We start from the raw sequence: 20,259 nt of genomic DNA on the forward strand, positions 1-20,259 counted from the left end.
GGGCTCTTGATTTGCAGCGAAAACTTCAGCCCAGCAACTCGCTCATGGCAATGATCTGCTCCGCCACCTGAATCAGCTTCTGCTGGCGGCTCATCGCCTGGCGGCGCATCAGCGTATAGGCCTCTTCCTCGTTGCAGTCCTTCATCTTCATCAGCAAACCCTTGGCCAGTTCAATGCGCTTGCGCTCGGCCAGTTGCTGATCGCGCGCCTGCAATTGCGCGCGCAAGGCCTGGTCACTCTCGAAGCGCGCCATCGCCACGTCGAGAATCGGCTGCAACCGTTGTGCGTGAATGCCTTCGACGATGTAGGCACTGACCCCGGACTTGATCGCCTGACGCATCACCCCCGGGTCATGTTCGTCGGTAAACATCACGATCGGCCGGGGCTGGTCGCGGCTGACCAGTACCACTTGCTCCATCACATCGCGGCTCGGTGACTCGGTATCGATCAGGATCACGTCCGGGCGCACCGTTTCGACGCGCGCCGGCAGGTCGATGGTCAGGCCGGACTCGTCGATTACCTCGAAGCCGGCCTCGGTCAGCGCCGCTTTCAGGCGTCCGACTTTTTTCGCGGTGTCGTTGATCAGCAGAATGCGCAACATGTTCGCGGTCTCCTGTCAGCGCTGGGCGAGAAGGGGGGCGGTGTCGCTCAGGGCATGCAGCTTGAAACTGCGCGCATAGCCCGCCGGGTCGCTGCCGTCCCAGACCTTGCCGTCGAGCAACTGGCTGCTGCGCAGGTCTGCGTACGAAGTCGCAACGCCGACCGCGCTGGCGGCCTCGCGATACAGATCCAGACGCTGAACCTGACGGGCGACGGCCAGATAATCCGGATCCTCGCGCAACAGACCCCAGCGACGAAACTGGGTCATGAACCACATGCCGTCGGAGAGGTACGGCAGATTGACCTCGCCACCGCCGTGAAAACGCAGCGCATGCGAGTCCTGCCAGCGATTGCCGAGGCCGTCGGCGTAATCCCCCATGAAACGCGGCTCGATGCACGGGGTGGGGGTGTCGAGGTATTCGGCGGCGCTGAGCAATTGCGCGGTGCTGCGGCGGTTCTCCGGGCTTTCTTCGATGAAGCGGCTGGCCTCAAGGATGGCCATGACCAGCGCCCGCGCGGTGTTGGGGTATTGCTCGACAAATTCCCGGGTGCAACCGAGGACTTTTTCCGGGTGGTCGGGCCAGATGCTCTGGCTGGTCGCCAGGGTGAAGCCGAAATCCTGCTGCACGGCGCTCGCCGCCCACGGTTCGCCGACGCAAAAACCGTCGATGCGCCCGGCTTGCAGGTGCGCAACCATTTGCGGTGGCGGCACCACCACGCTGTCGACGTCCTGCAACGGATGAATGCCCTGGCTCGCCAGCCAGTAATAAAGCCACATCGCATGGGTGCCGGTGGGGAAGGTCTGGGCGAAGGTCAGTTTTGCGCGGCTTTGGTGCACGTGCCGATCGAGCGCTTCAGGACTGTTCACGCCAGCCTGCTGCAAACCATGGGACAGGTTCAGGCTCTGGCCATTCTGGTTCAGGCCCATCAGCACTGCCATGTCGGTCGGGGCGACGCCGCCGATGCCCAGGTGCACCGCATAAATCAGCCCGTACAGACTGTGCGCGGCATCCAGTTCGCCGCTGACCAGTTTGTCGCGCAGGTTGGCCCATGACGCCTGACGCTTGAGGTTCAGGGTCAGGCCGTAGGGCTGGGCGAAGCCCTGGGTGGCGGCGACCACCACCGAGGCGCAGTCGCTCAGCGCCATGAAGCCGAGATTGATCGCGCTCTTTTCCGGCGCATCGCTGCCATTGACCCAGGCCAGAGGCCCCAAGGACGTTTCGTTCATACGCTACCTCAAAAAAAACGTCGTCCCGGATTCTGCACAGGCAAAACCCGGGGACGACGCCATTGTCCTGGCCTGCGCGCCGTCATTGGTCGGCAGACTGATGAGCGGGGTGGTGCAAGGCATATGCCAGTCGCCTGATTCGCGCAGGCGCCTCGCGCCGGGGGACGATGCCCGGCTATAATCGCCGCCTCTTTTCGCCGCCCGAGTCATTGCCGCCCATGTACACCCTGGCCCGTCAGCTGTTGTTCAAACTTTCCCCGGAAACCTCCCACGATCTGTCGCTGGATCTGATCGGCGCGGGTGGGCGTTTGGGCCTCAACGGCTTGCTGTGCAAGGCTCCGGCGAAAATGCCGGTGACCGTCATGGGCCTGCAGTTCCCGAACCCGGTAGGGCTGGCGGCAGGTCTGGACAAGAACGGCGCGGCCATCGACGGCTTTGCGCAACTGGGTTTCGGTTTTGTCGAGATCGGCACCGTGACCCCGCGTCCGCAGCCGGGCAACCCGAAACCACGCATCTTCCGCCTGCCGGAAGCCGAGGCGATCATCAACCGCATGGGCTTCAACAACCTCGGTGTGGACAACCTGCTGGCGCGGGTCGCTGCGGCGAAATACCAGGGCGTGCTGGGCATCAACATCGGCAAGAACTTCGATACCCCGGTCGAGCGCGCGGTGGATGATTACCTGATCTGCCTGGACAAGGTCTACGCCCACGCCAGTTACATCACGGTCAACGTCAGCTCGCCGAATACCCCGGGCCTGCGCAGCCTGCAGTTCGGCGACTCGCTCAAACAATTGCTCGCGGACTTGGCCACGCGCCGCGCCGAACTGGCCCTGCGTCACGGCAAGCATGTGCCGCTGGCGATCAAGATCGCGCCGGACATGACCGACGAAGAAACTGCGCAGGTTGCCCAAGCCTTGATCGAAACCGGCATGGATGCGGTGATCGCCACCAATACGACTTTGAGCCGTGTCGGCGTCGAAGGCATGGAGCATGGTGACGAGGCGGGCGGTCTGTCGGGTGCGCCGGTGCGTGAAAAGAGCACCCATACCGTGAAGGTGCTGGCGGGCGAATTGGCCGGGCGTTTGCCGATCATTGCTGCGGGCGGGATTACCGAGGGCAAACACGCGGCGGAGAAAATTACTGCTGGCGCGAGCCTGGTGCAGATCTATTCGGGCTTCATCTACAAAGGCCCGGCGCTGATTCGTGAATCGGTAGACGCCATCGCCGCGTTGCGCTGAGGATTGCCGAGGACTTGTCGGAGCCTTTGTGGCGAGGGGATTTATCCCCGCTGGGCTGCTCAGCAGCCCCAAAGCCTTGCACATTGATACGCCAGGTAAATTGAAATTCGGACTTCGCGACTGCTGCGCAGCCGAGCGGGGATAAATCCCCTCGCCACGTGGATCCCGGTTAACCCTTTTTGCAGGCATAAAAAAGGGCTCCTCGAAGGAGCCCCTGGGCCGTAGCCCGCCGTCCGGGAGGGACGTGCGTGGTTAATTCAATGCAAATTCAGATTGTCGTGTCGGAATAAATGCCCTGTGTCAGCCGACGGCGTGAAGTTCGTTGAGTCTGTGGATTCCCGCAGTGCCGGTCATACCGTCCCAGTTGTCGCCGCGTCCTTCTCGCCAGCCGTTGATCCAGGCTTGACGTACCGACGGTAGAGTAAATGGGCAAAGCTCACGGGATTTGCCACCAACGCCATATTGATATCCGCGCAAAAATGCTCTTTCCAACGGATCACGCTTAAGTCTTCTCATAGGGTGTTTCCCTCACTTGTTGACTGTAGTGTCGCGTTGACCTCAATTGAGGTCTGGCAGAAAAAACCTGCCATCGTGCGGCTCGCTGCCGGCGTGGCGAGCCAAGGTGTTGACGCCGTTGCGACGTCAACCTGTGTTCAGTTCTAACCAATGAGTCACACCGAGGGAATGATCGTTTTGTCATAAGCACGTAACGTAAAGGATGCTATGGCGATAAGTAACCGCGTATTTATTCAACGTTCATTGCGCAAACCCCGGTATGATCGGCGCCCCGCTGACTCAGGGGGTTAATCCTTTAGTGAGAATGACCCACGTTTGCGCTTGGGTAATATTCGACGAAGGGTCGCTTTCAGTCTTTTTGTTTCACCAACTTTTTTATCTGTCCCGGCATCTAAGCTCTTTTAACCCGAGCAGCGGGGATGGAACGGCACACTTTGTGCCACGCGGGCGCTCTTTCAGAAAAGCGCCTGATTGAAAACCGGGTCGGCAATGCGTTGCCCGCCCACTAGCCAAAGGCTCTGGAATTACCATGTCCGATCGTTTCGAACTCTTCCTCACTTGCCCCAAAGGCCTTGAAGGCCTGCTCATCGAGGAAGCCGTCGGGCTTGGCCTTGAAGAAGCGCGCGAGCACACCTCCGCCGTGCGTGGCATGGCGACCATGGAAACCGCTTATCGCCTGTGCCTCTGGTCGCGTTTGGCCAACCGTGTGTTGCTGGTGCTCAAGCGTTTCCCGATGAAGGACGCCGAAGACCTCTACCACGGCGTGCTCGACATCGACTGGCAGGATCACATGCTCAGCGACGGCACCCTGGCCGTCGAATTCAGCGGCCACGGCTCGGGCATCGACAACACCCACTTCGGCGCGCTGAAAGTCAAAGATGCCATCGTCGACAAACTGCGCACGCCACAGGGCGATCGTCCATCCATCGACAAACTCAACCCGGACCTGCGCATTCACCTGCGACTGGATCGCGGCGAAGCGATTCTGTCCCTCGACCTGTCCGGCCACAGCCTGCACCAGCGTGGCTATCGCTTGCAGCAGGGCGCGGCGCCGCTGAAGGAAAACCTCGCGGCGGCAATCCTCATCCGTTCCGGCTGGCCGCGAATTGCCGCCGAAGGTGGCGCACTGGCTGACCCGATGTGCGGTGTCGGTACGTTTCTCGTCGAAGCGGGGATGATTGCCGCCGACATGGCGCCGAACCTGCGTCGCGAGCAGTGGGGCTTTACTGCGTGGCTCGGTCATGTGCCGGCACTGTGGAAAAAACTCCACGAAGAAGCCGTCGAGCGTGCCGCCGCCGGTCTGGCCAAACCGCCGCTGTGGATTCGCGGTTACGAAGCCGATCCACGACTGATTCAGCCAGGCCGCAATAACGTTGAGCGCGCCGGCCTCAGCGAGTGGATCAAGATTTACCAGGGCGAAGTGGCGACCTTCGAGCCGCGCCCGGATCAGAATCAGAAAGGCCTGGTGATCTGCAACCCGCCGTACGGCGAGCGTCTCGGTGACGAAGCCAGCCTGCTGTATCTCTACCAGAACCTCGGCGAGCGTCTGCGTCAGGCCTGCCTGAACTGGGAAGCGGCGGTGTTCACCGGCGCCCCGGATCTGGGCAAGCGCATGGGCATTCGCAGCCATAAACAGTATTCGTTCTGGAACGGCGCGCTGCCGTGCAAACTGCTGCTGATCAAGGTTCTGCCGGATCAGTTCGTCACTGGCGAACGCCGCACTCCGGAACAGCGCCAGGCCGAGCGCGAGCAAGCGGCTTACGACCAGACCCCGGACGAGCCGCAAGAGCGCAAGTTCAACAAGAACGGCAACCCGATCAAGCCGACGCCAGCCCCGGCGCCAGTGATCGAACAGCCGCGCCTGAGCGAAGGCGGGCAGATGTTTGCCAATCGCTTGCAGAAAAATCTCAAGGCAATGGGCAAGTGGGTCAAGCGCGAAGGCATCGATTGCTACCGCGTTTACGATGCCGACATGCCGGAATACGCAATGGCCATCGACCTGTACCACGACTGGGTGCACGTTCAGGAATACGCCGCGCCGAAATCCATCGACCCGGAAAAAGCCTCGGCGCGCATGTTCGACGCTTTGGCGGCCATCCCGCAGGCATTGAACGTCGACAAGAACCGCGTGGTGGTCAAGCGCCGCGAGCGGCAGAGCGGCACCAAGCAGTACGAGCGTCAGGCTGCGCAGGGCAAGTTCGTCGAGGTCAATGAAGGTGGCGTGAAGTTGCTGGTCAACCTCACCGATTACCTCGACACCGGCCTGTTCCTCGATCACCGGCCGATGCGCATGCGCATTCAGAAAGAGGCGGCCGGCAAACGCTTCCTCAATCTGTTTTGCTACACCGCGACCGCCAGCGTGCACGCGGCCAAGGGCGGCGCGCGCAGCACCACCAGCGTCGACCTGTCGAAAACCTATCTGGACTGGGCGCGGCGCAACCTGTCGTTGAACGGTTTCTCGGACAAGAATCGTCTGGAGCAGGGTGATGTGATGTCGTGGCTGGAAAGCAGCCGTGACGAATACGACCTGATCTTCATCGACCCGCCGACGTTCTCCAACTCCAAGCGCATGGAAGGCATCTTCGACGTACAGCGCGATCAGGTGCAGTTGATCGACTTGGCGATGGCGCGGCTGGCACCGGGTGGCGTGCTGTATTTCTCCAACAACTTCCGCAAGTTCCAGTTGGAGGAAAACCTCGCCGAGCGTTATGCGGTCGAGGAAATCAGTGCGCAGACCATTGATCCGGATTTCGCCCGCAATACCAAGATCCACCGCGCCTGGAAAATCACGGCTCGTTGACGCTTTCACTGGTTGGATCCACAGAGCCTTGATTTTTAACGGCTCGGTGGATCCAGCGGTGCTGGCTAAATTAGTGGCTAATAGCTATAACTCACACACCGCCAATGGGGTTTTCCCGTGAATCTGGCGGAGTGAGTCGTGCTTATGCCGTTGCACCCCGTGCGCCCGAAAATCCTCGGTTTCATCAGTGAAGACGTCTCAGCCTGGCTGGTCGCTTTGCTGGTGTTGCTTGCCGGCGGGATTCTCACCGGGCTGCTCGCGTGGGGCACCTTCAACCAGTTTCAGCAACAATCGCGTCAGCGCTTTCAACTGCTGGCCAACGAACGCTACAGCCGTATCGCCGAACGTTTTCAGGACCAGGAGCAACGTCTCGATAGTCTGCGCCGGTTCTTCGCCAACTCCGAATCGGTGTCCCGCGCCGAATTCGACGGCTACTCCCGCCCTTTATTGCTGCGCACCCAAGCCTATACCTATGCCCCGAGAGTCAGTGGTGCCGAACGCGCCGCGTTCGAACAGCAGGTGCGTGACGAAGGCCTGAGCAACTTCACCATTCGCGAGCTCGACGCCAATGGCGAGCTGCAACTGGCGGCAGCGCGCGACGCATATGTGCCGGTGCTGTACACCCAGACCCAAAGCCGATTGGCGCCACCACTGGGTTATGACTTGCTCGCCCAACCCTTGCGCCGCGAAACCCTGCAACGCGCCGACCAGCTCGGCAGCATGGCGGTGTCGCAACCCATGCATCTTGTCGGGATTGAGCCGTCCTACGCGCGTGGGGTGTTGCTACTGGCGCCGGTCAGTCGCGCCGGAGAATCGCAGCCGTTCGGCTATGTGATGGCGGTGATCAGCATGCGCCAGTTGCTCGCCGACGGTTTGCCCGATGCCCTGCACGATTACCTGTCGGTGCGCATTCTCGACCTGTCGACCCAGGATCAGCACGAGGCGCTGTTCGAATCGAGCAACGAGGCGGTGCCCGGCGATCTGGCGGCGACGCGCTTGCTGCGCATGGCCGACCACGACTATCAGGTCGATATCCTTCCGAGCGAGGCGTTCATGCAGGCCAACCATTCGTCGGTGGGCAGCGTGATCATTCTTGGCGGCTTGCTCAGCGCATTGCTCAGCGCCTTGCTTTACGTGCTGGTCAGCCAGCGCCAGCGCGCGGTGCGGCTGGTCGAGGTGCGCACCCAGGAATTGCACGAGCGCGAGCAGGAACTGCGCGGCACCCACGGTCAGTTGCGCGGCGTGCTGAATGCCGCCACTCAGGTCGCGATCATCGCCACCGACCTGCGCGGCGTGATCAACACCTTCAACCCCGGCGCCGAGCAAATGCTCGGCTACAGCAGCGCCGAAGTGGTCGGGCGCATGACCCTGGAGAACCTGCATTTGCCACGGGAACTGGCGGCGCGTTCGGCCGAGTTGAGTGCGCGCTACGGCAAAAACATTCCGACTTGCCACGCGATGCTGGTCGAGGGCGGCGAAGTCGGCGGCCACGAGGCACGCGAATGGACACTGGTGCGCAGCGATGGCAGTCACCTGCCGGTGAACATGCTCGCCACCCCGGTGCTTGACGAGCAAGGCCTGTGGGTCGGTCATCTGGCGATCTGCATCGACATCACCGAACGCAAGCGAGTGCACGAGGTGCTGGCAGCACGCGACACATTGCTGAAGAAGCTCAGCGCCCATGTTCCCGGTGGCATCTACCAATTCAAGATGGAATTCGACGGACGCTTCAGCGTGATCTACGCCAGCGATGGCATCCGCGAAATCTACGAGCTGGAGCCGGATGTGCTGCTGCTCGACTCCGAGGCGATCTTCAGTCGTATCCACCCCCAGGATGCGATTCGCGTGCGCAGCTCGATCCGCGAATCGGCGGAAAACCTCAGCCCGTGGCGCGAGGAATACCGCGTGCAACTGCCTGAACGCGGCCTGCGCTGGGTGCGCGGCGAGGCGACGCCTGAAGAACTGCCGGGCGGCGGGGTGCTGTGGCACGGTTACATCTCGGATATCTCCGATCTCAAGCGCGTGGAAGAAGAATTGCGCGCGTTGTCGATCACCGATTCGCTGACCGGCATACACAACCGCCGCTATTTCCAGGAACGCCTGACCACCGAAATGGCCCGGGTCGAGCGTGGCGGCGGTGAGTTGTCGGTGATCATGCTCGACATCGACCACTTCAAACGCATCAACGATCAGTTCGGCCACGCTGTCGGCGACCGCGTGCTGCAAGCAGTTTGCGAACGGATCGGCCATCGCCTGCGCCGCACCGACGTGTTCTGCCGTCTGGGCGGCGAAGAGTTCATGGTGCTGTGCCCGGACATCGACGGCGAACACGCCTACATGCTGGCGAGGGAATTGTGGGAAGGTTTGCGCGGCGCGCCGGTGGACGTGGTCGGCGTAGTCACCGCCAGTTTCGGCATCGCCAGTTGGCGCCCGGGGGAGGGCGCGGATGCGCTGTTGCTGCGCGCTGACTCAGGGGTTTACGCAGCGAAGCAGAATGGCCGGGATCGGGTTGAGCGGGAGATGAGCTGAGCCGCTGATGCTCGATACACCACAAACCTGTGGGAGCTGGCTTGCCAGCGATAGGGTTATTCCAGTCAGCATATTCGGTGACTGACAGTCCGCTATCGCTGGCAAGCCAGCTCCCACAGGGTTTTGTGGTGTGGCTTGGATTGGGTTACAGCACCGAAGCGGTCTGCGGCAGTTTCGGCTGTTTGTACAGATCCAGCAGCACCTGATCGAGCACCGACGAGGCGCCGAACGGGGCCTTGTCGTTGAGGATCGCCACCACCGCCCAGGTATTGCCATTCACATCACGACTGAAACCGGCGATCGCGCGCACGGTGTTCAGGGTGCCGGTCTTGACGTGGGCTTCGCCGCGCATCGCCGTGGTTTTCAGACGTTTGCGCATGGTGCCGTCGGTGCCGGCAATCGGCAGCGAGCTGATGTATTCGGCGGCGTACGGGCTGTGCCAGGCGGCCTGCAGCATGTTGGCCATTTCCCGCGCACTGACCCGCTCGGCCCGCGACAGACCAGAACCATTCTCCATCACCAGATGCGGCGCGGTGATGCCTTTCTTCGCCAGCCACTGACGTACCACGCGCTGCGCTGCCCGGGCGTCGTCACCGTCGGCATCGTTGCGGAAACGCTGGCCAAGGCTGAGGAACAGCTGCTGGGCCATGGTGTTGTTACTGTATTTGTTGATGTCGCGGATGATCTCGGCCAGATCCGGCGAGTACGCACGGGCAAGCAGTTTGGCGCTGCTCGGCGTCGGCGCCAGACGATCCTTGCCCTGAATGCTGCCACCCAGTTCCTTCCAGATCGCCCGCACGGCGCCGGCGGTGTAGGTCGCGTGGTCGAGCAGCGACAGGTAAGTCTGCGAGCTGCAGCCTTCGCCCAACTGGCCGCCAACGGTCACGGTCACGCTGCCATCGGCCTGCGGCACCGGGTTGTAGCGCACGCCGCCGGTGCATTGCTTGGACGGCAGGGCTTTGACGGCGTTTTCGATGCGGATGTTCGCGATCGGCGGCTCCACGGAAATCAACACGCGGCCACCGTCATTGCGCGCAACAAAGCGCAGGGCCTTGAGGTTGACCAGCAGCGAGTCGGGCTTGACCAGGAACGGCTTGTTGTCGTCGTTGCCGTCATCGTTGAATTCCGGCAATTGCGGCTGCACGAAGAAGTTGCGGTCGAGGATCAGGTCGCCGGTGATCTGCGTCACGCCGTTGGCGCGCAGGTCGCGCATCAACAGCCAGAGTTTCTCCATGTTCAGCTTCGGGTCACCGCCACCCTTGAGGTAGAGGTTGCCGTTGAGAATGCCGCCGCTCAGGTCGCCGTCGGTGTAGAACTCGGTTTTCCACTGATGGTTGGGGCCGAGCATTTCCAGCGCCGCGTAAGTGGTGACCAGTTTCATCGTCGAGGCCGGGTTGACCGAGACGTCGGCGTTGAACACGGTCGGCGTGCCCGGACCGTCGAGCGGCACCATCACCAGCGACAGCGCGGTGGGCTGCAGCTTGCTGGCCTTGAGGGCTTTTTCGACGTTCGGGGTTAGGGAAGTGTTGATGGTGGCAGCGGAGACAGGCAAGGCCAGAGGCAGAAGAAGGCCGGCGAGAAACAGTGGACGCAACGATTTGATCATATGCAATAAAACCCTGCAAAAGAGGGGAAAAAAGAGGAGGACATGGATGAAAAGGCCCTCAGTGGTCATGAAAGTGTCGGCATTATGCCCCAAGCTGTAACAGCTTGTGCCGTGTCAGGCCCGGGCAATCGCTTATTTTTTTACGGGCGGTCGGCCGCAGCGGCCAGAGAGTCGGGCAATCGCTGGCTTAAACTGGTAAAGTGCCGGCCGTTATTACTTAAGAGGATTGTTCCAATGGCGACTAACCGTTCCCAGCGTCTGCGCAAAAAACTGTGCGTTGATGAATTTCAAGAGCTGGGTTTCGAACTGAACCTGGACTTCAAAGAAGACTTGTCCGAAGAAGCCATTGACGCTTTCCTCGAAGCATTCATCAAAGAAGCCATGGAAGCCAACGGTCTGGGTTATGTTGGCGGCGACGACTTCGGTCTGGTGTGCCTGCAGAAGCGTGGCTCGGTCAACGAAGAGCAGCGCGCTGCCGTTGAAGCCTGGCTGAAAAACCGCTCCGAGCTGACCAAGTACGAAGTCAGCCCGCTGCTGGATGTGTGGTATCCGGAAAAGCCGATCAACGCGGCTAAGTGATACTGAAAAAAACGGCGACCTGAGGGTCGCCGTTTTTTTTCGTCTGGTGTTTAGGTGATACGGCTTGGATTTGATGGTGGACTCGCCCCTCACCCCAGCCCTCTCCCGAGGGAGAGGGAGCCGATCTGTGGGCTTTTCGGGATGTGAGTTCGACTTGATATCCCTCGTCGGCGTATATCTTCCGAGCACCTTGGTCAGTCCCCTCTCCCTTTGGGAGAGGGTTAGGGTGAGGGGCTTTTGATCTTAAGCTCTGCGCCAATTCAAAATCACCAACGTCAAAACCCCCGCCACGATCCCCCAAAACGCCGAACCAATGGAAAACAGCGTCAGCCCGGACGCCGTGACCATAAAGGTGATCAACGCCGCTTCCCGTTCCTTCACCTCGCTCATGGCAATGCTCAAGCCATTGATGATCGAGCCGAACAACGCCAGCGCAGCAATCGACAGCACCAGTTCTTTCGGCAACGCCGCAAACAATGCCGCCAACGTCGCGCCGAACACCCCGGCAATCCCGTAGAACACCCCGCACCACACCGCGGCGGTGTAGCGCTTGTTGCGATCTTCGTGGGCATGCGGGCCGGTGCAGATCGCTGCGCTGATGGCCGCGAGGTTGATGCCGTGGGAGCCGAACGGCGCCAGCAACAGCGAGGCGATGCCGGTGGTAGTGATCAGCGGCGAGGCCGGGACGTTATAGCCATCGGCACGCAGCACGGCGATGCCGGGCATGTTCTGCGAGGTCATCGCCACCACGAACAGCGGAATGCCGATGCTGATGGTTGCGGCCAGGGAGAAGTGCGGCGTGGTCCACACCGGGGTGGCCACTTCCAGATGAAAGCCGCTGAAATCAAGCAGCCCCATGAAGCCCGACAGCGCGGTGCCGATCAGCAGCGCTGCGAGCACCGCATAGCGTGGCGACAGGCGCTTGACCACCAGATAAGTGAAGAACATTCCCAGCACCAGCCCGGTACGGTGTTGCGCGGCGACGAAGATTTCGCTGCCGATCTTGAACAGAATCCCTGCCAGCAAGGCCGCCGCCAAAGAGGCCGGGATCTTTTTTACCAGCCGTTCGAAGCTGCCGGTCAGGCCGCAGATCGTCACCAGCACCGCGCACGTGATGTAGGCGCCGATCGCCTCGCCGTAACTGACGCCGCCCAGGCTGGTGATCAGCAACGCCGCGCCGGGGGTCGACCAGGCGATGGTGATCGGTGTGCGATAGCGCAGCGACAGACCGATCGAACATACGGCCATGCCAATCGAAATCGCCCAGATCCACGAAGAAATCTGCCCGCTGCTCAGGCCGGCCGCTTGCCCGGCCTGGAACATCAGCACCAGCGAACTGGTGTAGCCGGTCATCATCGCGATGAAACCGGCGACGATGGCGGAAGGCGAGGTGTCGGCAAGAGGGCGCAGGCGGGCGTGGGTAGCGTCGGTCATGACGGCGGTGTTCCTTATACCAATGGAGATGTCCGCCACAACACAGAACCTCTGTGGGAGCGAGCCTGCTCGCGAAAGCGCTATGTCAGTCAACATTCATAGTGAATGTGAAATGGCTTTCGCGAGCAGGCTCGCTCCCACGGGGGATTGCGGTCATGCAGCGGATTCTGCGATCAAGCCTAAACTCAAACCTGACAAACCGTTGCAATACAGCCGCAGGCGCAAACAGCCGTACAGTCGTGTTGCCACCATTCATTGTGTACAATCGCGCTGTTTTTTACGCGATACTTGCCAGCGACCTACTGTGCCGTATTACAGTCACGGTCTATTCGCCGCAGTTTTCCCGACTCGAGTGCCCATGAACGAACAGTTGCAACCCCTCAAGAAACAACCGCGAGCAGGCAAAGCCGGTCGCAGCGGAACCCAGGACGATATTGTCTACGCGCATATCTTCGAGGCCATCCTCGAACAGCGTCTGGCGCCCGGTACCAAGTTGAGCGAAGAGGCGCTGGGGGAAATCTTCGGGGTCAGCCGCACCATCATTCGCCGCGCGCTGTCGCGTCTGGCCCATGAAGGCGTGGTGCTGTTGCGGCCGAATCGTGGCGCCGTCGTCGCCAGCCCGAGTGTTGAAGAAGCGCGTCAAGTGTTCCTCGCCCGCCGTCTGGTCGAGCGTGCGATCACTGAATTGGCCGTGCAGCACGCCACGGCCGAGCAGATCGCCGAATTGCGGCAGATGGTCAACGATGAGCGCGACAGTTTCTCGCGCGGCGATCGCGGTGCCGGTATTCGTCTGTCGGGCGAATTCCACCTGAAACTGGCGGAAGCGGCGATGAACGCACCGTTGATCAGCTTCCAGCGCAGCCTGGTTTCGCAGACCTCGCTGATCATCGCCCAGTATGAAAGCGGCAACCGCTCGCACTGCTCGTACGATGAACACACGCAGTTGATCGACGCCATTGAAAAGCGCGACGGTGAACTGGCGGTGAACCTGATGATGCATCACATGGATCACATCGACAGCAAGCTCAACCTCGACGAGGAAGGCGCGTCGGATGATCTGCATGCGGTGTTCTCGCACTTGTTGCAGACCAAGAAGCCGGGGCGTCCAGCGGCCAAGCTCTAAGCTGAAACCGAGTCGCGGCTTTCGCGAGCAGGCTCGCTCCCACAGGGGAATGCATTTCAAAGGTGGGAGCGAGCCTGCTCGCGAAGACAACCTGACCGGCAACAAAAATCCTCCGTGGTAAACACCACCGGGGATGATCGTTCCCACGCTCTGCGTGGGAACGCCTCTAGGGACGCTCCGCGTCCAGTGACGCGGAGCGTCACGGGCTGCATTCCCACGCAGAGCGTGGGAACGATCAGTGCGAAGAGGTTAGCGCTGATGCACCAGCGCCCCCGCCGCATACGTCTGCGCCACCGTGCGGTCATCCCCCAGCGTCATCAGTACAAACAACGTCTCGGCAATGTTATTCGACTGCTTCAAGCGATAACTCAGCAGCGGCGTGGCGTTGTAATCCAGTACCAGGAAGTCGGCATCGGAGCCCGGTTGCAGATTGCCGATCCTGTCTTCCAGACGCAGCGCCCGCGCACCACCCAGGGTTGCCAGATACAGCGACTTGAACGGGCTCAACCGCGCACCCTGTAACTGCATGACCTTGTAGGCTTCGTTGAGGGTTTGCAGCAGGGAGAAACTGGTGCCGCCGCCGACGTCGGTGCCGAGGCCGACATTGAGCTTGTGCTTCTCGGCCATCGGCAAATTGAACAGGCCGCTGCCGAGGAACAGGTTCGAGGTCGGGCAGAACGAGATCGCCGAGCCGGTTTCCGCCAGTCGCGCGCATTCTTCGTCACACAGGTGCACGCCGTGGGCGAATACCGAGCGTTCGCCGAGCAACTGGTAATGATCGTAGACGTCGAGGTAGCCCTTGCGCTCCGGGAACAGCTCCTTGACCCACTCGATTTCCTTGAGGTTTTCGCTGATGTGGGTCTGCATGTACAGATCCGGGTATTCAGTCAGCAGTTGCCCGGCGAGGGTCAGTTGTTCCGGGGTGCTGGTGGGGGCGAAGCGCGGTGTCACCGCATAGTGCAATCGGCCCTTGCCGTGCCAGCGCTCGATCAGCGCCTTGCTGTCGACGTAACTGGATTCGGCGGTATCGACCAGATAGTCCGGGGCATTGCGGTCCATCATCACCTTGCCGGCGATCATGCGCAGATCAAGCTTTTCCGCCGCTTCAAAAAACGAATTGACTGACTGCGGGTGCACGCTGCCGAACACCAGCGCCGTGGTGGTGCCGTTGCGCAGCAGTTCCTTGATGAAAATATCGGCCACTTCGTCGGCGTGAGCCTTGTCGCCAAACTGGCTTTCGCAGGGAAAGGTGTAGGTGTTCAGCCAGTCGAGCAGTTGCTCGCCGTAGGAGCCGACCATGCCGGTCTGCGGCAGGTGAATGTGTGTGTCGATAAAGCCCGGGGTGATCAGCGCATCCTGATAATGGTTGATCTCGATATCTGCCGGCAGGGTTGGCAGCAGTTCGCTGGCGTGGCCGAGGGCACTGATCTTGCCGTCGTCGACCACCAGCAGGCCGTCCTCGAAATATTCATAAGAGGCTTCGATGCCGACTTCGGCAGGGTCGGCAATGCTGTGCAGAATGGCGGCGCGGTAGGCTTTGCGAGTCAGAGGCATGAGGGTTCTCTAATCAGTTTGAGGCTTTGAGTTTGGCGGACTGGCTGCGGCGCGAGGCGGGCAGCAGTCGGGCAATCGGTTCGGCGCGGGCGCTGTGCTGGCCGAAATTGGCGTTGTAAGTGGCGATGATTTCGCCGGCGATGGAGATGGCGATTTCCACAGGCAGTTTGCCTTTGACTTCGCCGATGCCCATCGGGCAGCGCATGCGCTGCACCACGCTCGGGTCGAAACCACGATCACGCAGACGGTGTTCGAATTTGGCGCGTTTGGTTTTCGAGCCGATCAGGCCGAACCAAGTGAAATCGTTACGCTTGAGAATCGCCGCGGTCAGCTCCAGATCGAGCTGATGGTTGTGGGTCATGACGATGCAGTAGCTGCCGGCGGGCAGATCATCGACTTCGTCCACTGGCTCTTCGCTGACGATTTTACGCACGCCGTGAGGGATGTGTTCAGGGAACTCGGCCTCGCGCGAATCGATCCAGCGCACCCGGCAGGGCAGGCTGGCCAGCAGCGGCACGAGGGCGCGACCAACATGGCCGGCACCGAACACGGCAATCTGCGCCTGCACCTGGCCCATCGGTTCGAACAGCAACACCGTAGCGCCACCGCAGCACTGGCCGAGACTGGCACCGAGGCTGAAGCGCTCCAGATGGGTGTCCTGCTTGCCGCTGGCGAGCATTTCGCGGGCGATCTGCATGGCTTTGAATTCCAGATGCCCACCACCGATGGTGTCGAACAGGCGGTCGGCACTGACGACCATTTTCGAGCCGGCGTTGCGTGGCGTCGAGCCAAGTTCTTCGATGATCGTCACCAGCACACAGGGCTCGCCCTGATTCTGCAGGTCGGCGAGGGCGTCGATCCAGTTGTACATACACACCTCTCAGATCGTTCCCACGCTCTGCGTGGGAATGCATCACTGGACGCTCCGCGTCCGCTGTTCAGGATGCGACGCAGAGCGTCGCGGGCTGCATTCCCACGCAGAGCGTGGGAACGATCATCAAACAACCGCGGTTTCAGCTTCGACAGCCTTCACCGCTTTGAGCTGACGCATCTGCTCGCAACCCCACAACACCCGCTCCGGCGTGGCTGGCGCGTCGATTTTCGGCTGATGCTGATAATCACCGAGACTCGCCACCGCGTCCTTGATTGCGCACCACGCGGCGATCCCGAGCATGAACGGCGGTTCACCGACAGCTTTGGAATGGAACACCGTGTCTTCCGGGTTCTTGCGGTTTTCCACCAGTTTCACCCGCAGATCCAGCGGCATGTCGGCCACCGCCGGGATCTTGTAGCTGGCCGGGCCGTTGGTCATCAGCTTGCCCTTGTTGTTCCAGACCAGCTCTTCCATGGTCAGCCAGCCCATGCCCTGGACGAAACCGCCCTCGACCTGACCGATGTCGATCGACGGGTTCAGCGAGGCGCCGACGTCGTGCAGGATGTCGGTGCGCAGCATCTTGTACTCGCCGGTCAGGGTGTCGACGATCACTTCGCAGCAGGCTGCGCCGAAAGCGAAGTAATAGAACGGACGGCCCCGCGCCTGACTGCGGTCGTAGTAGATTTTCGGGGTCTTGTAGAAGCCAGTGCTCGACAGCGAGACCTGATTGAAATACGCCTGCTGGATCAGCGCTTCGAACGTCAGGATCTGCTCGCGCACCCGCACGTGGCCGTTGCGGAATTCGACGTCTTCTTCGCTGACCTTGTAGTGCCGCGCGGCGAATTCGACCAGGCGTTGCTTGATGGTCTGTGCTGCGTTCTGCGCGGCTTTGCCGTTCAGGTCCGCACCGCTGGAAGCAGCGGTCGGAGAGGTGTTGGGCACTTTGTCGGTGTTGGTTGCAGTGATCTGCACACGATCGATGTCGACCTGGAACACTTCCGCCACGACCTGAGCGACTTTGGTGTTCAGGCCCTGGCCCATTTCCGTACCGCCGTGGTTCAGGTGGATGCTGCCGTCGGTGTAGATGTGGATCAGCGCACCGGCCTGATTGAGGAAACTGGCGGTGAAGGAAATGCCGAATTTCACCGGCGTCAGCGCCAGGCCTTTTTTCAGGATCGGGCTGTTGGCGTTGTAGCGACGGATCGCTTCGCGGCGCTCGGCGTACTGGCTGCTTTCTTCCAGTTCGGCGGTCATCTCTTCGAGCATGTTGTGCTCGACGGTCTGGTAGTAGTGGGTGACGTTGCGCTCGGTTTTGCCGTAGTAGTTGGCCTTGCGCACCGCCAGCGGGTCGAGCTTCAGGTGCCGGGCAATCGCGTCCATCACTTCTTCGATGGCGACCATGCCTTGCGGGCCGCCGAAGCCGCGATAAGCGGTGTTCGACGCTGTGTTGGTTTTGCAACGGTGACCGTTGATGGTTGCATCGCCGAGATAGTAAGAGTTGTCCGAGTGGAACATCGCGCGGTCAACGATCGAGGCGGACAAGTCCGGCGAGCAGCCGCAGTTGCCGGCCAGCTCCATGTTGATCCCGTGCAGACGGCCGCTGCTGTCGAAGCCGACGTCGTATTCAACGTAGAACGGGTGGCGCTTGCCGGTCATCAGCATGTCTTCGACACGCGGCAGGCGCATCTTGGTCGGTTGGCCGGTGAGGTGCGCGACCACCGCGCACAGGCACGCCGGGCTCGCGGCCTGGGTTTCCTTGCCGCCGAAACCACCGCCCATGCGGCGCATGTCGACGACGATCTTGTTCATCGACACGTCGAGCACTTCGGCGACCAGTTTTTGCACTTCGGTCGGGTTCTGCGTCGAGCAGTAGACGATCATGCCGCCGTCTTCAGTAGGCATCACCGAGGAGATCTGTGTCTCCAGATAGAAGTGCTCCTGGCCGCCGATGTGCAGCGTGCCCTGAATGCGGTGTTCAGCCGTGGCTAGTGCAGAGGCCGAGTCGCCGCGCTGATGGGTGTGGCTGTCGAGCACGAAGTGGCGTTTGCGCAGGGCGTCGACCACGTCGAGCACCGGTTCGAGGTCTTCGTATTCGATGATTGCGGCCATCGCTGCTTTGCGCGCGGTCTCCAGATCTTTCGCTGCGACTGCCAGCACTGGCTGGCCGACGAACTGCACGTCATCGATGGCCAGCAGCGGGTCACCCGGCATCAGCGGGCCGATGTCCTTCAGGCCCGGCACGTCTTCGTGGGTGATGACAATGCGCACGCCTTCGAAGGCGTAGCACGGCGACGTGTCGATGCTGAGGATTTTCGCGTGGGCGCGGTCCGACAGGCGCGCATACAGGTGCAATTGGTTGGGGAATTCCAGGCGATCATCGATGTACTGCGCTTCACCGGATACATGCTTGGCGGCGCTGTCGTGCTTGACGCTGCGACCGACACCGGTGGTCAGGTCCTGGGCGAACAGTTCGGCCAATTCAGCTTGAGTCTTCTCTACGGCGTGATGGTTAGACATAAGCGGTCACCCGAGTCTCGATGTGCGGTGTTTGCAGTTCGATGAAGTATTTGCGCAGCAGATTCTGCGCGCTGAGCAGGCGATATTCCTTGCTGGCGCGGAAGTCCGAGAGTGGCGTGAAGTCTTCGGCCAGCGCGGCGCAGGCGCGTTCGATCACGGCGTTGTTGAACGGCTGACCGAGCAGCACGGCTTCGCAATGCGCGGCGCGTTTCGGAATCGCCGCCATGCCGCCGAAGGCCACCCGGGCGTCGCTGATCACGCCGTTTTCCACACGCAGATTGAACGCAGCACAGACGGCGGAGATGTCGTCGTCCAGACGCTTCGACACTTTATAGGCGCGGAACAGCTGCTCGGCGCTGGCGCGCGGGACGATGATTTTTTCGATGAACTCGCTTTCCTGCCGCGCCGTGACGCGATAGTCGATGAAGTAATCTTCCAGGTTCAAGGTGCGGCGGGTTTCGCCTTTGCACAGCACGATCTGCGCGCCGAGGGCGATCAGCAGCGGTGGCGAGTCACCGATCGGCGAGGCGTTGCCGATGTTGCCGCCGAGGGTGCCTTGGTTGCGGATCTGCAACGAGGCGAAGCGGTGCAGCAGTTCGCCGAAGTCCGGGTACTCGGCATTCAACGCCTCGTAGCAGTCGGAGAGGGCAGTGGCGGCGCCGATTTCGATGCGGTCATCGAAGGTTTCGATGCGCTTCATTTCGGCGACGTTGCCGACATAGATCATCACCGGCAGGGTGCGGTGGAACTGGGTGACTTCCAGCGCCAGATCGGTGCCGCCGGCGAGCAGCCGCGCTTGTGGATAAGCGTCGTAGAGGTCGGCCAGATCGGCCACGGTCAGCGGCACCAGGCAGCGTTTGTCGCCGCTGTTGAGTTCACCGATATCGGTCGGCGCGATAGCCTTGAGGCGGGCGATGGTTTCGGCTTCGCGGGCGTCGAACTGATCCGCTGGCTTGCCGAGGCAGGATTGTTCGGCTGCGGCGAGAATAGGCCGGTAGCCGGTGCAGCGGCAGAGGTTGCCGGCCAGTGCTTCGTGGGCCTTGGCCTGATCCGGCGCATCGCTGTTCTTTTGCAGGGCGAACAACGACATCACAAAACCGGGGGTGCAGAAGCCGCACTGCGAACCGTGGCACTCGACCATGGCTTTCTGCACGCTGTGCAGTTCGCCCTTGTGCTTGAGGTCTTCGACGCTGATCAGTTGTTTGCCGTGCAACGACGAAACGAAGGTCAGGCACGAGTTGAGGCTGCGATAGCGAATGTGTTCACGCCCGCTGTCATCGGTCTGCAACTCGCCAACCACCACGGTGCAGGCGCCGCAGTCGCCACTGGCGCAACCTTCTTTGGTGCCGGGCTTGCCCACGTGTTCGCGCAGGTAATTGAGCACAGTCAGATTCGGGTCCAGGGCGTGCTCGCTACGGAGTTCCTGGTTAAGTAAAAACTGGATCACGGAAGGCCTCGCAGACTCATTATTGTTGTTAACCGACGTGAACCGAATTTAGCAGGTCTGACTTTTCGGTCAATGGTTTTCTGACTTAAGGGTCAGGAAAATACGTTTCGTCGATCAGCAGCGTGTCTATTCAGTATTGACCTTCATCGGTCACCGCGCTTTTTTGCGGGATTCGTGCCAAAAACCGCTGAGTGGGCACTCCGCCATGACCGTG

The 20,259-nt window shown here is 61.1% G+C and carries 14 protein-coding genes; 5 read left to right on the forward strand and 9 right to left on the reverse strand.

Features of this window, described 5'->3' with window-relative positions:
• Positions 1-25 precede the first annotated feature (25 nt).
• A complete protein-coding gene (locus AB9L16_RS08280) occupies positions 26-601 on the reverse strand; it encodes an ANTAR domain-containing response regulator (protein WP_007916390.1) in 576 nt (191 codons plus the stop codon).
• Between the two features lie 15 nt (positions 602-616).
• On the reverse strand, positions 617-1,828 hold the full coding sequence (locus AB9L16_RS08285) for a CmpA/NrtA family ABC transporter substrate-binding protein (RefSeq protein ID WP_375123344.1): 1,212 nt from the start codon (positions 1,826-1,828) through the stop codon (positions 617-619).
• 218 nt (positions 1,829-2,046) lie between these two features.
• On the opposite strand from AB9L16_RS08285, the gene AB9L16_RS08290 reads away from it, so the two are divergent.
• Positions 2,047-3,066 carry a quinone-dependent dihydroorotate dehydrogenase gene (locus tag AB9L16_RS08290; RefSeq protein ID WP_375123345.1) on the forward strand — a complete coding sequence of 340 codons (1,020 nt, stop codon included), beginning with the start codon at positions 2,047-2,049 and terminating at the stop codon, positions 3,064-3,066.
• Positions 3,067-3,366: 300 nt separating this feature from the next.
• On the opposite strand, the gene rmf is transcribed toward AB9L16_RS08290, so the two are convergent.
• Positions 3,367-3,582, reverse strand: coding sequence for a ribosome modulation factor (gene rmf / locus AB9L16_RS08295; protein WP_003223300.1), 216 nt, complete (start codon positions 3,580-3,582; stop codon positions 3,367-3,369).
• 529 nt (positions 3,583-4,111) lie between these two features.
• Here rmf and rlmKL point away from each other — a divergent pair.
• On the forward strand, positions 4,112-6,382 hold the full coding sequence (rlmKL, locus tag AB9L16_RS08300) for a bifunctional 23S rRNA (guanine(2069)-N(7))-methyltransferase RlmK/23S rRNA (guanine(2445)-N(2))-methyltransferase RlmL (RefSeq protein WP_150741382.1): 2,271 nt from the start codon (positions 4,112-4,114) through the stop codon (positions 6,380-6,382).
• A 144-nt stretch (positions 6,383-6,526) separates the two neighbouring features.
• Positions 6,527-8,911, forward strand: a complete 2,385-nt coding sequence (locus AB9L16_RS08305; RefSeq protein ID WP_375123346.1) for a diguanylate cyclase — start codon at positions 6,527-6,529, stop codon at positions 8,909-8,911.
• A 145-nt stretch (positions 8,912-9,056) separates the two neighbouring features.
• Here the strand turns inward: AB9L16_RS08305 and dacB are convergent, their stop codons facing one another.
• Positions 9,057-10,517: a D-alanyl-D-alanine carboxypeptidase/D-alanyl-D-alanine-endopeptidase gene (dacB, locus tag AB9L16_RS08310; protein WP_375123347.1), complete on the reverse strand. Its 1,461-nt coding sequence runs from the start codon at positions 10,515-10,517 to the stop codon at positions 9,057-9,059.
• Positions 10,518-10,751: 234 nt separating this feature from the next.
• Between dacB and AB9L16_RS08315 the strand changes: the two genes are divergently transcribed.
• On the forward strand, positions 10,752-11,096 hold the full coding sequence (locus tag AB9L16_RS08315) for a YggL family protein (RefSeq protein WP_016773843.1): 345 nt from the start codon (positions 10,752-10,754) through the stop codon (positions 11,094-11,096).
• 243 nt (positions 11,097-11,339) lie between these two features.
• On the opposite strand, the gene AB9L16_RS08320 is transcribed toward AB9L16_RS08315, so the two are convergent.
• Positions 11,340-12,530, reverse strand: coding sequence for a benzoate/H(+) symporter BenE family transporter (locus tag AB9L16_RS08320; protein ID WP_150635848.1), 1,191 nt, complete (start codon positions 12,528-12,530; stop codon positions 11,340-11,342).
• A 358-nt stretch (positions 12,531-12,888) separates the two neighbouring features.
• Here AB9L16_RS08320 and AB9L16_RS08325 point away from each other — a divergent pair, with 358 nt between their 5' ends.
• Complete coding sequence (locus AB9L16_RS08325) at positions 12,889-13,653, forward strand: GntR family transcriptional regulator (protein WP_007918375.1); 765 nt, start codon at positions 12,889-12,891, stop codon at positions 13,651-13,653.
• Positions 13,654-13,902: 249 nt separating this feature from the next.
• On the opposite strand, the gene guaD is transcribed toward AB9L16_RS08325, so the two are convergent.
• The 4 genes from guaD to xdhA form a co-directional block, all read right to left on the reverse strand.
• On the reverse strand, positions 13,903-15,207 hold the full coding sequence (gene guaD, locus AB9L16_RS08330; RefSeq protein WP_039763011.1) for a guanine deaminase: 1,305 nt from the start codon (positions 15,205-15,207) through the stop codon (positions 13,903-13,905).
• A gap of 13 nt (positions 15,208-15,220) precedes the next feature.
• Entirely contained in the window at positions 15,221-16,078 is an 858-nt protein-coding gene (xdhC, locus tag AB9L16_RS08335) for a xanthine dehydrogenase accessory protein XdhC (RefSeq protein WP_073473987.1), read from the reverse strand.
• A 126-nt stretch (positions 16,079-16,204) separates the two neighbouring features.
• On the reverse strand, positions 16,205-18,598 hold the full coding sequence (gene xdhB, locus AB9L16_RS08340) for a xanthine dehydrogenase molybdopterin binding subunit (RefSeq protein ID WP_375123348.1): 2,394 nt from the start codon (positions 18,596-18,598) through the stop codon (positions 16,205-16,207).
• On the reverse strand, positions 18,591-20,045 hold the full coding sequence (gene xdhA, locus AB9L16_RS08345; RefSeq protein ID WP_150635842.1) for a xanthine dehydrogenase small subunit: 1,455 nt from the start codon (positions 20,043-20,045) through the stop codon (positions 18,591-18,593). The genes xdhB and xdhA overlap by 8 nt, the downstream gene beginning before the upstream one ends.
• Between the last annotated feature and the right edge of the window lie 214 nt (positions 20,046-20,259).

This window comes from Pseudomonas sp. LW8, assembly GCF_041956865.1.
Taxonomy (GTDB): domain Bacteria; phylum Pseudomonadota; class Gammaproteobacteria; order Pseudomonadales; family Pseudomonadaceae; genus Aquipseudomonas; species Aquipseudomonas siliginis.

What these genes read in the sequence shown, in the direction of transcription:
- AB9L16_RS08280 (WP_007916390.1), bottom strand. Translation starts at nt 601, where the DNA reads ATGTTGCGCATTCTGCTGATCAACGACACCGCGAAAAAAGTCGGACGC.
- AB9L16_RS08285 (WP_375123344.1), bottom strand. Translation starts at nt 1,828, where the DNA reads ATGAACGAAACGTCCTTGGGGCCTCTGGCCTGGGTCAATGGCAGCGAT.
- AB9L16_RS08290 (WP_375123345.1), top strand. Translation starts at nt 2,047, where the DNA reads ATGTACACCCTGGCCCGTCAGCTGTTGTTCAAACTTTCCCCGGAAACC.
- rmf (WP_003223300.1), bottom strand. Translation starts at nt 3,582, where the DNA reads ATGAGAAGACTTAAGCGTGATCCGTTGGAAAGAGCATTTTTGCGCGGA.
- rlmKL (WP_150741382.1), top strand. Translation starts at nt 4,112, where the DNA reads ATGTCCGATCGTTTCGAACTCTTCCTCACTTGCCCCAAAGGCCTTGAA.
- AB9L16_RS08305 (WP_375123346.1), top strand. Translation starts at nt 6,527, where the DNA reads ATGCCGTTGCACCCCGTGCGCCCGAAAATCCTCGGTTTCATCAGTGAA.
- dacB (WP_375123347.1), bottom strand. Translation starts at nt 10,517, where the DNA reads ATGATCAAATCGTTGCGTCCACTGTTTCTCGCCGGCCTTCTTCTGCCT.
- AB9L16_RS08315 (WP_016773843.1), top strand. Translation starts at nt 10,752, where the DNA reads ATGGCGACTAACCGTTCCCAGCGTCTGCGCAAAAAACTGTGCGTTGAT.
- AB9L16_RS08320 (WP_150635848.1), bottom strand. Translation starts at nt 12,530, where the DNA reads ATGACCGACGCTACCCACGCCCGCCTGCGCCCTCTTGCCGACACCTCG.
- AB9L16_RS08325 (WP_007918375.1), top strand. Translation starts at nt 12,889, where the DNA reads ATGAACGAACAGTTGCAACCCCTCAAGAAACAACCGCGAGCAGGCAAA.
- guaD (WP_039763011.1), bottom strand. Translation starts at nt 15,207, where the DNA reads ATGCCTCTGACTCGCAAAGCCTACCGCGCCGCCATTCTGCACAGCATT.
- xdhC (WP_073473987.1), bottom strand. Translation starts at nt 16,078, where the DNA reads ATGTACAACTGGATCGACGCCCTCGCCGACCTGCAGAATCAGGGCGAG.
- xdhB (WP_375123348.1), bottom strand. Translation starts at nt 18,598, where the DNA reads ATGTCTAACCATCACGCCGTAGAGAAGACTCAAGCTGAATTGGCCGAA.